Genomic DNA, 14,266 nt, shown 5'->3' with positions numbered 1-14,266 from the left:
GCCGGCGCGGCGGTTCAGCCCAGGACGGCCAGCGCGTCGATCTCGATCAGCAGGCCGGCGGGCAGGCCGACGTAGACCGTCGTACGGGCCGCGGGCGGCTGCTCCAGGTCGGCGAAGTAGGCGTTGTAGAGGTCGTTCAGCTCGGCGAAGTGCGCGGTGTCGGTGAGGTAGACGCGGACCATCACCACGTCCTCCCAGCTCGCGCCGCCCGCGGTGAGCACCGCTTCCACGTTCGCGAGGGTCTGGAGGGTCTGCTCGCGCAGCGTCGGGCCGGCCGGGGTCGGGGCCTGGCCCGCCACCGCGGGCAGGAAACCGACCTGGCCGGCGACCTGGAGGATGTTGCCCTTGCGCACGCCGTGCGAGAACTTCGCCGGCGGGACGGTGTGCGTGGGCGGGGTGATCGCGGTCTTGAGGTGGTCGCTCATGCGTCGGTGTCCTCGTCGCTCGGTTCGTCTTCGTCAAGGTGGTGGCCACGGGGGCCTCGGTCGTCGTCGCGCGGGCCGCCGGCCGACCGGCCGGACAGCTCCTCCCCCACCGCGTAGGCGGTCCGCAGGATCAGCGGGCGCAGCCGCAGCAACTCCTCGGCGCCGACCACCACGTTGGGGGCGGAGACGGACATCGCCGCGCAGACCCGGCCGTCGGGGCCGTGGATCGGCGCGCCGACGCAGTTGATGGACTCCTCGTGGCCGCCGAGGTCACTCGCCCAGCCCTGCTCGCGCACCCGGGCCAGCTCCGCGAGGAACGCGGCCGCGTCCGGCGTCGAACGGGCGGTGTAGCGCGGGTAGTCCAGCCGTTCGGCGACCGCGCGCCGCTCGGGTTCGGGCAGGTCGGCCAGCAGCAGTTTGGCGACGGCGGCGACCGTGATGGCGACCGGGCGGCCGATCCGGGAGTACATCCGCACCGGGTAGCGGCTGTCCACCTTGTCGATGTAGACCACCTCGCCCTGCTCGTACACCGCCAAGTGCACGGTGTGGCCGGTGCGTTCGTTGAGCGCGGCCAGGTGCGGGTGGGCGATCTCGCGGATGTCCAGCGCTTCGACGGCCTGCTGGGCGAGTGCGAACAGGCGGGCGCCGAGCCGGTAGCGCTGGTCCTGCTGACGGTAGACGAGGCCGTGCTCGTGCAGGGTGCGCAGCAGCCGCAGCGCGGTCGACTTGTGCACGCCCAGCCGGGTGGCGACCTGTTCCAGGCCGGCCGGTCCCTCGGCGAGCAGCGGCAGGATGCTCAGCGCCCGGTCCACAGTCTGGCTCATCCCGGCACCCCCGCGGCCGCCGCCCGGGTCCACCCCGGGCCCAGCCGCAGCCCGGCCCACGCCTCGTCGTCGAGCGCCGCCAGCGCGTCGCAGCGCGCCCGCGGCGGCGGCACCGCGAGGTCGTCGGGCACGGTCAGGGCGGCGGCGGCCAGCAGGTGGCCGTGGCGCATCCGGTCGCGCAGCGGCAGCCCGCGCAGCGTCGCCGACAGGAACCCGGCGGCGAAGGCGTCGCCCGCGCCGACGTGCGCGACCACGTCCACGGCCGGTGCGGGCACGTGCAGCCGCACACCGCCGCCGGCCGCGGTGTGCGGCCGGGCGGCTCCTTCCGGCCCGTGGGCCGAGCCCAGGCCGGCCAGTTCCACGGGCAGCCGGGACTGCTGCGCGACGAACACCGTGGCCCCGGCGGCGCCCTGCTTGACCACCAGCACCGCCGGCTCCGGCAGCGCGGCCCGTACCGCGTCCGCGTCGGGCAGGCCCCAGGCCGCCTGGGCCTCGTCCTCCCCGACGAAGACCAGGTCGCAGCCGCGGGCGAGGTCGGCCAGCCGCCAGGGGTCGGCGTCCCGCCACAGCGCGGGGCGGTGGTTGACGTCGAAGGAGACCAGCGGGCGGCCGGGTTCGCGGTGGGTGAGGCGGGTCATCAGGGCCTGGCAGGTCGCCGAGAGCGCGCCGGTGATGCCGGTCAGGTGCAGCACCCGGCCGGCCCACACATCGCGGCGGCGCACCAGCGCGGGCGACAGCGCGGAGGCCGCAGAGCCCTTGCGGTAGTAGACGACCTCGGCGCGGCCGGCGCGGCGGTCGAGGGTGGTGGCGCGCTCCTGCGCGGTGCGGAAGTAGACGCCGGTGGGCCGGTGCGGGTCGCGCTGCACCGCGCCGACGTCCACGCCCGCCGCGGCGATGGTGTCCACCAGGTGGTCGCCGAAGCCGTCCGCGCCGACCCGGCTCACCCAGCGGGTGGCGTGCCCGGCGCGGGCGAGCGTGCAGGCCACGTTGGACTCCGCGCCGCCGATGGCCCGGTCGAAGGAGGGGACGTCGGCGAGCGGGCCGGTCCGGGAGGGCACGAAGGTGACCATGGACTCGCCCAGGCACACCACGTCGACGCGTTCGGTGCTCGGCGGTGCGCTCACGCGGGTCTCCGTTCTCGTCGGGGCGGCGGGCGGCCGGTCCTCGGCGCCCGTTGACCTCGCGCCGACCAGGATGTTAGACAACGGAGGACAAGATACGCAACGGCCGTTGCACACAGCGCAACGGCGGTACGACGAGACGCCGGCACCGCCGGAGCGCCTCCCGGGAGGGTGGATGGACATCGACGAGCAGGTCGCGGCGCTGGACGGCGAGCGGGTCGACCACCGGTTCAAGGGCCTGCCGCCGGACGCCGAGGGGCTGACCGTGGGCGAACTGGCCGCGCAGCGCCGCGACCTGTTCGGCGGCGGCTTCACCACCCCGCTGCTCGTGCTGTCCGAGGAGGCCCTGGAGCACAACCTGGCCGCGCTGGAGGAGTACACCGCCCGGTACGGGCTGGCCTTCGCCCCGCACGGCAAGACGTCGATGGCCCCGCAGCTGTTCGCCCGCCAACTCGCCCGCGGCGCCTGGGGGATCACCCTGGCCGTACCCCACCAGGTGCGGGTGGCACGGGCGTTCGGGGTGCCGCGGATCTTCCTGGCCAACCAGCTGGTCGACGCGGCCGCGCTGCGCTGGGTCGGCGCCGAACTGGACGCCGACCCGGACTTCACCTTCGTCGCCTACGTCGACTCGCTGCGCGCGGTCGAGCTGATGGACGCCGAGCTGCGCGCGGCCGGGGTACGGCGGCGGCTGGACGTGGTGGTGGAGCTGGGCGCCGGGCAGGGCGCGCGGACCGGGGTGCGCACCGACCGCGAGGCGCAGGCCGTCGCGGCGGCGGTGTCGGCGGCGGGCGCGCTGCGCCTGGTGGGCGTGGCCGGCTACGAGGGCGAGGTGCCGGCGGCCGACCCCGAGCGGGTCCGGGCCTACCTGAACCGGCTGGTGGCGCTCGCGGCCGCGCTCGACCGGGCCGGGCACTTCGCGGACGCCGAGGAGATCATCGTCAGCGCGGGCGGCTCGGCGTGGTTCGACGCGGTCGCCGACGTCCTCGCCGACGTCCCGGAGCTGTCCCGCCCGGTGCTGCGGCTGCTGCGCTCGGGCGCGTACGTCACCCATGACGACGACCACTACCGGCGGATCACCCCCTTCAACCGGGTGCCCGCCGACGGCGACCTGCAACCGGCCTTCCGGCTGTGGGCGCAGGTGGTCTCCCGGCCCGCGCCGGACCAGGCGTTCCTCAACGCCGGCAAGCGCGACGCCCCTTACGACCTCGGGCTGCCCGCGCCCCGCACGGTCCGCTCGGCCCGTGACGGCTCGACCCGCGCCGCGCCGGAGGGGCTGGAGGTGGTCAAGCTCTCCGACCAGCACGCCTGGTTGCGGGTGCCGCCCGGGGACGGCCTGGAGGTCGGCGACTGGGTGGCGCTGGGCGTGTCCCACCCGTGCACCACCTTCGACAAGTGGGTGCTCATCCCGGTCGCCCGGGCGGACGGCACGGTCACGTCGTACGTCCGCACGTACTTCTGACGCCGCCGCGTGGCGCCCCGTCCGCCGCCGGGTGGGAACCGGCGCGGCGCGACCGGGCGTGCTTGCTGACAGCAGCCCGGGGGGCTCCGTCATGGAGGTCGGTATGCAGCATCAGTCGTGGGGCCTGAGCGGCCCGCAGTTCCTGGCGCTCTACGCCGTGCTGGCGGTCGTGGCGGTGGCGGCGGTGCCGCTGCTGTGGTCGCCGCTGCGTACCGCCCGCGCGCATACCGGGCGACCCGTCGGCACTCGGAGTGACGTGTACACGCTCGCACTGGTCAGCGGTGGCGACAAGCGCGTGGTGGACACCGCCGTGCAGGCGCTCCTGGCCGCCGGGCAGGTCCGGGTCAGTCGCGACCACCGGATCAGGCCCGTGTCCGGCGCGACGGCCGCCGAACCCGTGCAGCAGGCGGTGCTGTCGGCGATCACGGCGCTGGACGGTGCGGATCTGCACGGCGTCCGCGCACGGGCGGGCGACAGCGCCGCCGTGCGCTCCGTGCACGACGAGGCAGTCGGGCAGGGCCTGGTGCTGGGCGGCCGTCAGCGGAAACGGGCTCGGCGGGCGCTGCTGGCTCCCGCCGCGGTCCTCGTGCTGGGCGTGGTGCGCGTGGTTCACGGGATCGCGGCCGGGCGGCCGGTGATACTGCTGTGCGTCGAGTTGATCGCCCTGGTCGCGGCCCTCGTGCTGCTGGGTGCCCGATTCCCCCGGCTGACCGCCGCCGGGCGGCAGTTACGGGCGCTGGCCGGCGGCGGCCCCGCCGATCTCCCGTCTCCGCTGCTGTTCGGCAACTACGGCGGCGGCTACCCCGCTTCGACGCCGGCCGTCGTCCTGGGCGTGGCGGCGTTCGGCGCCGTCGGCCTGGCCGACACGGAACTGCGCACGGCGCTGTACGGCAGCGTGTCGATGTCCTCCTCCGGCGGCGGCAGCAGTTGTGGCGGGAGCAACTGCGGTGGCGGCGGATGCGGTGGGGGCGGCTGCGGGGGGTGCGGCGGATGACCGGCGCGGCAGCCTACGCCGAAGCGCCGCGTCTGGGCTACGGCATCGGATGGCGACCGGCGATCGACCTGGCCGTGGAGCGGCTGGCCGGGGTGGAGTTCGTCGAGGCGGTCGCGGAGAACCTCGCCCCGGGCCGGCTGCCGGACTCTCTGCGGGCGCTGCGCGAGCGCGGTGTCCCGGTGGTCCCGCACGGGGTGTCGCTGTCGCTCGGCGGGGCGGAACGCCCGGACCCGGTCCGGTTGGCCCATCTCGCCTCCTGCGCTGCCGCGTTGGGGTCCCCGCTGGTCAGCGAGCACATCGCCTTCACCCGGGCCGGCGGCCTCGAGGCCGGTCACCTGCTGCCGGTGCCGCGTACCCGTGCGGCACTCGACGTCGTCGTGGCGAACGTCCGCGCCGCCCAGAGGGAACTGCCCGTGCCCCTCGCGCTGGAGAACATCGCACCGCTGTTCCGCTGGCCGGGCGAGGAGTTGACCGAGGGCCGCTTCCTGGCCGAACTCGCCGACCGTACCGGTGCGTTGCTGCTGGTCGACGTGGCCAACCTGCATACCGCGCACGTCAACCTCGGCATCGACCCGCGGGACGTGCTCGACGAACTCCCCCTGGAGCGGCTCGGATACGTGCACGTGGCCGGTGGCGCGGAGCGTGACGGCATCTGGCACGACACGCACACCCACCCGGTGACCGCGCCCGTACTCGACGTGCTCGCCGAACTGGCGTCGCGGACCCGTGTCCCCGGAGTGCTGCTGGAGCGCGACGGCGCCTACCCGGCCGACGCCGAGCTCGCCGCCGAACTGGGCGCGATCCGCACCGCCGTCACCGGAGCCGGCCGTGCCCGCTGAGCCGCACGGCCCCGACCGGGCGTGCGGCCCGTCCCACGACGCGCACGACCCGCACGACCCGGACGACCCGCACGACGCGCGCACCGCCCTGGCCGCGGCCCAGCACGCCCTGCTCGCCTGCCTCGTGACCGGCGCATCCGCACCCGACGGGTTCGACCGGCAGCGGCTCGCCGTCCAGGCCCGCGCCCTCCTCGCCAAGCGGGCCCGCACCGCGGCCGCCCACCACCCGTGGCTCGCCGCCGCCCTCGGCGAGGGCGCCTACCGGTCCGCCTTCGCCGACTACGCCCGCGCCCACCCGTTGCCGGCCGGCGGCTCCCACCCGGACGCCGTGGCCTTCGAGGCCCACCTCCGCGCGCACGGCCTGCTCCCCCGGGCCGAGCGTCCCCGTCCCCGCCGCCGGGACCGGTGGCGCCGGCGGGCCGGCTGACCGCCCCGGCCGCACCCGCGGGGGCCCGATCCGGCCTTTTGCGGATGTAAGGCAAGATGGCTGGCCATGGAGCTGGTATTTCGCGAAGCGCTGGTCGTGGACGGGACCGGTGGCCGCCCGTACGTCGCCGACGTCGGCGTGGACGGCGGGCGGATCACCGAGATCCGGCGGGAGCGCGACGGCGGGACCCGGCTGAGCGCGCGGCTCGCGGTGGACGCGCACGGTCTGGCGCTGGCCCCCGGGTTCATCGACATGCACGCGCACAGCGACCTCGCGCTGCTCACCGACCCCGTCCACGAGGCGAAGGCCGCACAGGGCGTCACCCTGGAGGTGCTGGGCCAGGACGGCCTGTCGTACGCGCCGGTCGACGACCTCGCCCTGAAGGAGCTGCGCACCCAGATCGCCGGGTGGAACGGCTACGGCTCCGACGCCGACTTCACCTGGCGCGGTGTCGGCGAGTACCTGGACCGGCTGGACCGGGGCATCGCGGTCAACGCCGCCTACCTGGTGCCGCAGGGCACCGTCCGGGCCATGGTGATGGGCTGGGCCGACCGGCCGCCGACCGGGCGCGAGCTGGACCGGATGAAGGAGGAGGTCGCCCGCGGCCTGGCCGAGGGCGCCGTCGGCATGTCCTCCGGGCTGACCTACACCCCGGGCATGTACGCCTCCGACGCCGAACTGACCGAACTGTGCCGGGTGGTGGCCGCCCACGACGGCTACTACTGCCCGCACCACCGCTCCTACGGCGCGGGCGCGCTGGCCGCGTACGAGGAGATGATCGCGCTCGCCCGCGAGTCGGGGTGCGCCCTGCACCTCGCCCACGCCACGATGAACTTCGACGAGAACACCGGCCGCGCCCCCGAACTGCTCGCCCTGCTCGACCGGGCCCTGGACGCCGGCGTCGACATCACCCTCGACACCTACCCCTACACCCCCGGCTGCACCACCCTGGTGGCCCTGCTGCCCAGTTGGGCCGCGGAAGGCGGCCCCGAGGCGACCCTCGCGCGGCTGCGGGAGGACCGCACGGCCGAGGCGATCCGGGTGGCCCTGGAGGTCGAGGGCTCCGACGGCTGCCACGGGGTGCCCGTCGACTGGTCCACCATCGAGGTCTCGGGCGTCGCGAACCCCGCCCTGTCCCCCCGAATCGGCACCCGGGTGGCCGACTGGCCCGCCGCCCGCCGCCTGCTGCTCGACGACCACCTCGGCACCACCATCCTCCAGCACGTCGGCGACGAGTCCAACGTCCGCACGATCATGCGCCACCGCGCGCACACCGCGGGTTCCGACGGCATCCTGCGCGGCGCCAAACCGCACCCCCGCGCCTACGGCACCTTCCCCGAGTACCTCGGCCGCTACGTACGGGAGTTGGGCGTGCTGACGCTGGAGGAGTGCGTGGCGCACCTCAGCGGGCGGCCCGCGGCCCGGCTGCGGCTGCCCGACCGTGGCCTGGTCCGCCCCGGCTACCGCGCCGACCTGGTGCTCTTCGACCCGGACACGGTCACGTCCGGCGCCACCTTCGACCACCCGCGCACCCTGCCCACGGGCATCCCGTACGTGCTGGTCGACGGCCGCTTCGTGATGTCCGACGGCCGCCGCACCGGCGTTCTCGCCGGCCGCTCCGTCCGCCGCTCCCCGCCCCGCCCCGGCCGGGGGTAGCAGGCGGGGTCGGTCAACCCGAGCCGGTGGAGGGGGAGTCTGGTGGGGCGGAGAGGGCGGTCAGGAGGAGTTGGGCGGCCTGGTCGGGGTCGCTGGTGATGCGGGCGCCGAGGTGTTCGGCCCGAAGCCGCTCGTTCGGGGTGAGGGTCGGGCTGTAGAAGACGACCGCGCCCTGGTAGTCCTGGTCCCGCCGGGCCGCCTCGATCAGCTCGAAGCCGTGGCCGCGCAGGCCGAACGCGGCAACGTGGCACAGCACCGCGGCCGGGCGGCGCGCGAGCCAGTCGTCCCACAGCACCTGGTTGAAGGCGAACTCCTGGCTCAGCCCGCTGCGTTGCAGCGCGAACCCGACCGACCCCGCCGCCTCGCCGGTGAAGCCGACCAGCACCACGACCGGCGGCGGCCCGCCCCGCGCCTCCGGCTGCGACCGCGGCGGCGGCGACGCCGCGCGCCCGCCGTAGCCGGACTGCGGGTAGGCCGCGGGGTAGCCCCCGGCGCCCTGCTGGTCGAGCGCCGGGCTGACCGGGTCGGCCGGCCCCGCCGGCCGCGCCGCGCCCTGTTGCGGCGCACCGCCCGGATCGGACCGCTGCGCCCCGTACGGTGCGCCCGTCGGCCCGGCCGCCCCCGCGGTCAACGCACCCCAGTCCGGGGTCTGTTCACCGCCCGACGGCGGCGCGGCCCCGCCGGAGCGCTCCTCCCCGGCCGCCTGCGCCGGCACTCCGCCCGGCCGCGCCGACGCCGCCTCCGGCGGCCCGAACTGCCCTTGTCCGTACGGCTGTTGCTGCTGCGTAAACGGCGGTTGCGGCCCCTCCGGGCGCTGTTGCGCCACCTGCCCGTACGGCGCCTGCCCGTACGCAGCCTGCCCGTACGGTGCCTGCTCCGACGGCGACGGGCGGTCGACCCCCTCCCGCAGGCGCTGGAACACCAGATCCGAACCCTCGAGCATCCGCAGCCCCCGCAGCAGCGACACGAACGCCGGATCGGCGGCCAGCACCGGGAAACTCTCCGGCAGTTCGCGCTCCAGCAGCCGCAGCGAGGTCTCGCGCTCGGCCTGGTCGTTCTCCGCCGGCAGCGCCACCGAGTGCGGGCCGAGGAAGTCCGCCAGCAGCCGCTCGCTGCCCGTCGTCCACCCCGCCCCGGCCCGCAGCAGCGTGCGGACCTCGCAGTAGGAGAAGAAGGTCTCGACCACCTCGGGCTGCGAGCCGGGCTCGTTCTGGACGGTCATCAGCCGGTAGAAGTCGATGTAGAGCTGCTGGATCAGCAGGGTGCGCAGCACCGCCTCGGTGCCGAGGCCGGACCAGATGGGATTGAGGTTCGCCTCCAGCAGCAGCCCGTTGACCAGGCGCTTGACCCGGCGCGGGTTGCGGGCGACCCGGTAGGCGATCAGCTCCACCAGCCGCTGGTCCTGGTCGAGCAGGTCGGCGATCCCGGCCCGCCGGGCGCACCGCTGAACGTAGTGCTGGATGTCGCGGTTGCCGGGCGCGGGGATGCGGTAGGTGGTCTGGAAGATCTTCTCCATGAAGGCGGCGCCGGCCGGGGTGAGGTTGCGCAGCATGCCGTCCTCGTTCATCGCCTCCGCGTCGCAGCCGATCACGAAGGCGAGCCCGGGCACGTCCAGGTAGACCTTGAGCGCCTCGCACAGCGCGAGCACGGTCTCCTGGGAGCAGCGGTCGAGGTCGTCGATGAAGACCACCAGCAGTCGGCCTGGGCCGCCCCGGCGCGGCACGGCCGTCCAGTCCGCGAGCATCACGCGCAGCGCCTCCCGCATCTGGTTGCGCGCGGTGGCGTCCGCGGACAGCGCGCGCCACAGCCCGTCCACCATCCCGGCCACCCCCAGCGGCGCCGCGAGCAGCAGCGTGAGCGCGCGCAGCAGCCGGGCCGGGCCGCTGCCGCTGCGCAGCCGGCGCAGCGTGCGGCGCAGGATGTTCGGGTCGAGCTGCGCCAGCACGGACTTGATCAGCCCTTCGAGCGCGTCGGCGCCGGTCGCGCTCCAGGCGTTGTACCAGACGGTGTGCACGCCGTCGGTGTGCTTCAGCCGGCCGTCGACCAGCCGCATCAGGCTGCTCTTGCCCATCCCCCAGCCGCCGTCCACCGCGAGGGTGAAGGGCGTGGCGTGCCGGGAGGCGAGCAGCAGCGCGGACAGCTGCTCGGCCGCCCAGCGGGCGCCCAGTTCGTCGTCGTCGGCGCCGGAGACCGGTTCGTCGTTGAGCAGCATCAGTCCGCCGAGGGCGTCCTCCCCCCTGCGCAGGGTGCCGGGCACGGCGAGCGGCGGGGTGGGCCACGGTTGCTGCGCCATGCCCGAAGTCTCCCAGTCCGGCCGCCGCCGCGGGCCCGCCTCGGCAAAATCCGCGCCGCGCCCTCGCGGCCGCCCGCCCGCCGGCCCCCGGCCGCCCCGGGCACCCTGGAGACCCCTCCCCGTCCACGTGGTGGAAAACACCGCGCGGTCGCGCCGACCCCGCCGTAAGGTGACCGGCATGCAGGTGATCCAGTCCACGAAGCTCGCGAACGTCTGTTATGAGATCCGGGGTCCGGTTCTTGAGGAGGCGATGCGGCTGGAGGCGGCCGGGCACCGCATCCTGAAGCTGAACACCGGCAACCCGGCGCCGTTCGGGTTCGACTGCCCGCCGGAGATCCTCGAGGACATGCTGCGCACCCTGGGTGACGCGCACGGCTACGGGGACGCGAAGGGGCTGCTGTCGGCGCGGCGCGCGGTCATGCAGCACTACCAGACCAAGGGCATCCCGCTGGACGTCGAGGACATCTACCTCGGCAACGGCGTCTCCGAACTGATCCAGATGTCGATGCAGGCGATGCTCGACGACGGCGACGAGGTGCTGGTCCCCGCCCCGGACTACCCGCTGTGGACCGCCTCGGTCTCGCTGGCCGGCGGCACCGCGGTGCACTACCGCTGCGACGAGCAGTCCGACTGGATGCCGGACCTCGCCGACATCGAGCGCAAGGTCACCGACCGCACCAAGGCGATCGTGGTGATCAACCCGAACAACCCGACCGGCGCGGTCTACGACGACGAGCTGCTGCGCGGCATCACCGACATCGCCCGCCGCCACCGCCTCGTGGTCTGCTCCGACGAGATCTACGACAAGATCCTCTACGACGACGCGACCCACACCCCGACCGCGGCAATCGCCCCCGACCTGCTCACCCTCACCTTCAACGGCCTGTCCAAGGCGTACCGGGTGGCCGGCTTCCGCAGCGGCTGGCTGGCGGTGTGCGGCCCGAAGAAGGACGCGGCCAGCTACATCGAGGGCCTGACGATCCTGGCGAACATGCGGCTGTGCGCGAACATGCCCGCGCAGCACGCCATCGCGACCGCGCTCGGCGGCCACCAGTCGATCAACTCGCTGGTGCTGCCCGGCGGCCGGCTGCTGGCCCAGCGCGACGCGACCTACGAGGCGCTGCTGGAGATCCCGGGCGTCACGTGCGTGAAGCCGAAGGGCGCGCTGTACGCCTTCCCGCGGCTGGACCCGAAGGTGTACAAGATCAAGGACGACCGGCAGATGGTGCTGGACCTGCTGCGCGCGGAGAAGATCATGATCGTGCACGGCACCGGGTTCAACTGGATGGAGCCGGACCACTTCCGTATCGTCACGCTGCCGCGCGCGGAGGACCTGCGCGAGGCGGTCGGCCGGATCGGCCGCTTCCTCGACGGCTACAGCCAGCCGTAGCGCTCGTCCCCGGTGGGGCGCGGGGCGGCTGCCCCGCGCCCCCGACCGCTCGGCCCGGGTGACCGCTCAGCCCAGGCGCGAGACCAGGGCCTTGTACTCCTCCCACAGCTCGGTGGGCGCGTGGGCGCCGAAGGTCTCCAGGTGGGACGGGATCAGCGCCGCCTCCTCCCGCCACACCTCGCGGTCGACGCTCAGCAGCAGCTCCAGGTCGTCCGCGGTCAGGCCCAGGCCGTCCAGGTCGAGGGAGCCGTCGGCCGGCAGCACCCCGATCGGGGTGCGCACCCCGTCGGCCTCGCCGTTGAGCCGCTGCACGATCCACTTCAGCACCCGGCTGTTCTCGCCGAACCCGGGCCACACGAAGCGCCCGGCCGCGTCCTTGCGGAACCAGTTGACGTAGTAGATCTTCGGCAGCTTCGCCGGGTCGTGCTCCTTGCCGAGCTTGAGCCAGTGGGCGAAGTAGTCGCCCATGTTGTAGCCGCAGAACGGCAGCATCGCGAACGGGTCCCGGCGCAGCTCACCGACCTTGCCCTCGGCGGCGGCGGTCTTCTCGCTGGCGACGTTGGCGCCGAGGAAGACGCCGTGCTGCCAGTCGAAGGACTCGGTGACCAGCGGCACCGCCGAGGCGCGGCGGCCGCCGAAGAGGATCGCGGAGATCGGCACCCCGCGCGGGTCCTCCCACTCCGGCGCGATGATCGGGCACTGGGCGGCCGGCACCGTGAAGCGGGCGTTGGGGTGGGCGGCCGGGGTGCCGCGCTCCGGCGTCCAGTCCTCGCCCTTCCAGTCGGTGAGGTGGGCCGGCGGCTGCTCGGTCATGCCCTCCCACCACACGTCGCCGTCGTCGGTGAGCGCGACGTTGGTGAAGACCGCGTTGCCGTACATGGTCTTCATCGCGTTGGCGTTGGTGTGCTCGCCGGTGCCGGGGGCGACGCCGAAGAAGCCGGCCTCGGGGTTGATCGCGTACAGCCGGCCGTCCGCGCCGAACCGCATCCAGGCGATGTCGTCGCCGATGGTCTCCACGCTCCAGCCGGCGACGGTCGGCTCCAGCATGGCGAGGTTGGTCTTGCCGCAGGCCGACGGGAAGGCCGCGGCGACGTACTTCGCCTCCCCGCGCGGCGGGGTGAGCTTCAGGATCAGCATGTGCTCGGCGAGCCAGCCCTCGTCGCGGGCCATCACCGAGGCGATCCGCAGCGCGTAGCACTTCTTGCCGAGCAGGGCGTTGCCGCCGTAGCCGGAGCCGTAGGACCAGATCTCGCGGTCCTCGGGGAAGTGCGAGATGTACTTCGTGCTGTTGCACGGCCACGGCACGTCGGTCCGGCCGTCGGTGAGCGGGGCGCCGACGGAGTGCACGGCCTTGACGAAGGCGCCGTCGGTGCCCAGCGCGTCGAGCACCGGGCGGCCCATCCGGGTCATGGTGCGCATCGACACCGCGACGTAGGCGGAGTCGGTGAGCTCCACGCCCATCGCCGACAGCTCCGAGCCGAGCGGGCCCATGCAGAACGGCACCACGTACATGGTCCGGCCGCGCATGGCGCCGCGGACCAGCCCGCCCTCGCCGCTGCCGGGGGCGCCGGTGAAGATCTCCCGCATCTCGGCGGGCGCCTTCCAGTGGTTCGTCGGGCCCGCGTCGGCCTCGCGCCGCGAGCAGATGAAGGTCCGGTCCTCGACCCGCGCCACGTCCGTGGGGTCGGACGCCGCGTAGTACGAGTTGGGGCGCAGGGCCGGGTCGAGCTTGGTGAAGGTGCCCTTGGCGACGAGTTCACCGGCGAGGCGGTGGTACTCCTCCTCCGAGCCGTCGCACCAGACGACCTCGTCGGGCTGGGTGAGGTCGGCGATCTCGCCGACCCAGTCGATCAGTTCCTGATGGTTGGTGGGAGCCGTAATACCGCGCGCCACGATCGCTCCGTCCCGCCGGGTCCGCACAGACCGGCGTGGTGTGAGGGTGTTGTCTCGGCCCCGTGGGGGCTGCGGCCCGGACGCGTTCGTGGTGTGCTCATCCGGTGCCGACCGCACTCAAATGAGTATGTCCCTCATCAAATGATTCCGTCCAGGGCGCGCAGCGTGACCATCACCACTCGGAGGGCGGTAATGTTACTTACGAGTAACTTACGATCTCGTAGGTAGTATCCGCGACATGACCGCTGTCGACGAGACCGACGACGCCCGCTCCGCCGTTGTTCCGGTCGGACTGCCCGCCCTGACGAAACCCAAGCTCAGAGGGTGGCTGCATGCGGGAATGTTCCCCGCTGTCCTGATTTCCGGCGTCGTGCTCACCGCCTTCGCGCAGAGCACCAGGGGACGGATCGCCTGCGCCGTCTTCACCGTCACCGCCTGCGCGCTCTTCGGCGTCAGCGCGCTCTACCACCGCGGCAACTGGGGGCCGCGGGGCGCCGGAATTTTGCGACGACTTGACCATGCGAACATCTTCCTGATCATCGCGGGCACCTACACCCCCCTGACGATCCTGCTGCTGCCGGGAGGCACCTCCGAACTGCTGCTCTGGCTGGTGTGGGCCGGCGCGCTGGCCGGCATCGCCTTCCGGGTCTTCTGGGTCGGCGCCCCGCGCTGGCTCTACACGCCCTGCTACATCGCGCTCGGCTGGGTCGCCGTCTTCTTCCTGCCGGACTTCCTGCGCACCGGCGGGGTCGCGGTGATGGTCTGCGTGGTCGTCGGCGGCATCCTCTACAGCACGGGCGCGGCGGTCTACGGCTTCAAGCGCCCGAACCCCTCACCGCGCTGGTTCGGCTTCCACGAGGTCTTCCACTCCTTCACGCTGGTGGCGTTCATCGTCCACTACGTGGGCATCTCGCTGGTCGCCTACAGCCACAACTGACCCGCCGC

At 73.9% G+C, this 14,266-nt stretch carries 10 protein-coding genes and 1 pseudogene; 6 read left to right on the top strand and 5 right to left on the bottom strand.

The annotated features are described in order from the left end of the window. Positions 1-14: 14 nt before the first annotated feature. Genes AC3ERT_RS04485 through AC3ERT_RS04475 form a run of 3 tightly spaced genes read right to left on the bottom strand, consistent with a single transcriptional unit; the run spans position 15 to position 2,319 of the window. Positions 15-425 (bottom strand): RidA family protein, encoded by a 411-nt coding sequence (locus tag AC3ERT_RS04485; protein ID WP_435172756.1) that lies wholly within the window; start codon positions 423-425, stop codon positions 15-17. Continuing rightward, positions 422-1,249: an IclR family transcriptional regulator gene (locus AC3ERT_RS04480; protein ID WP_435172755.1), complete on the bottom strand. Its 828-nt coding sequence runs from the start codon at positions 1,247-1,249 to the stop codon at positions 422-424. Before AC3ERT_RS04480 ends, AC3ERT_RS04485 begins: the two co-directional genes overlap by 4 nt. Next, a complete protein-coding gene (locus AC3ERT_RS04475; RefSeq protein WP_435172857.1) occupies positions 1,246-2,319 on the bottom strand; it encodes a sugar kinase in 1,074 nt (357 codons plus the stop codon). The genes AC3ERT_RS04480 and AC3ERT_RS04475 overlap by 4 nt, the downstream gene beginning before the upstream one ends. 226 nt (positions 2,320-2,545) lie before the next feature. Here AC3ERT_RS04475 and AC3ERT_RS04470 point away from each other — a divergent pair, with 226 nt between their 5' ends. The 4 genes and pseudogenes from AC3ERT_RS04470 (at position 2,546) to AC3ERT_RS04455 (ending at position 7,745) form a co-directional block, all read left to right on the top strand. Then, positions 2,546-3,829 (top strand): alanine racemase, encoded by a 1,284-nt coding sequence (locus AC3ERT_RS04470; protein ID WP_435124736.1) that lies wholly within the window; start codon positions 2,546-2,548, stop codon positions 3,827-3,829. 103 nt (positions 3,830-3,932) lie between these two features. Beyond that, a complete protein-coding gene (locus AC3ERT_RS04465) occupies positions 3,933-4,823 on the top strand; it encodes a TIGR04222 domain-containing membrane protein (RefSeq protein ID WP_435172754.1) in 891 nt (296 codons plus the stop codon). Further along, positions 4,820-6,089: pseudogene (locus AC3ERT_RS04460) on the top strand (MbnB/TglH/ChrH family RiPP precursor modification enzyme). The gene AC3ERT_RS04465 and the pseudogene AC3ERT_RS04460 overlap by 4 nt, the downstream one beginning before the upstream one ends. A gap of 66 nt (positions 6,090-6,155) precedes the next feature. Further along, a complete protein-coding gene (locus AC3ERT_RS04455; protein ID WP_435172753.1) occupies positions 6,156-7,745 on the top strand; it encodes an N-acyl-D-amino-acid deacylase family protein in 1,590 nt (529 codons plus the stop codon). A gap of 13 nt (positions 7,746-7,758) precedes the next feature. On the opposite strand, the gene AC3ERT_RS04450 is transcribed toward AC3ERT_RS04455, so the two are convergent. After that, positions 7,759-10,038: a KAP family P-loop NTPase fold protein gene (locus AC3ERT_RS04450; RefSeq protein ID WP_435172751.1), complete on the bottom strand. Its 2,280-nt coding sequence runs from the start codon at positions 10,036-10,038 to the stop codon at positions 7,759-7,761. A gap of 178 nt (positions 10,039-10,216) precedes the next feature. Between AC3ERT_RS04450 and AC3ERT_RS04445 the strand changes: the two genes are divergently transcribed. Further along, complete coding sequence (locus tag AC3ERT_RS04445; RefSeq protein WP_435124751.1) at positions 10,217-11,428, top strand: pyridoxal phosphate-dependent aminotransferase; 1,212 nt, start codon at positions 10,217-10,219, stop codon at positions 11,426-11,428. Between the two features lie 66 nt (positions 11,429-11,494). Here the strand turns inward: AC3ERT_RS04445 and AC3ERT_RS04440 are convergent, their stop codons facing one another. Further along, on the bottom strand, positions 11,495-13,321 hold the full coding sequence (locus tag AC3ERT_RS04440) for a phosphoenolpyruvate carboxykinase (GTP) (RefSeq protein ID WP_435172750.1): 1,827 nt from the start codon (positions 13,319-13,321) through the stop codon (positions 11,495-11,497). 238 nt (positions 13,322-13,559) lie between these two features. On the opposite strand from AC3ERT_RS04440, the gene trhA reads away from it, so the two are divergent. Beyond that, positions 13,560-14,258, top strand: a complete 699-nt coding sequence (gene trhA, locus AC3ERT_RS04435) for a PAQR family membrane homeostasis protein TrhA (RefSeq protein ID WP_335980783.1) — start codon at positions 13,560-13,562, stop codon at positions 14,256-14,258. Positions 14,259-14,266: the final 8 nt, after the last annotated feature.

Source organism: Actinacidiphila sp. bgisy145, from assembly GCF_057708125.1.
This window is presented reverse-complemented; position numbering and strand designations above follow the sequence as displayed.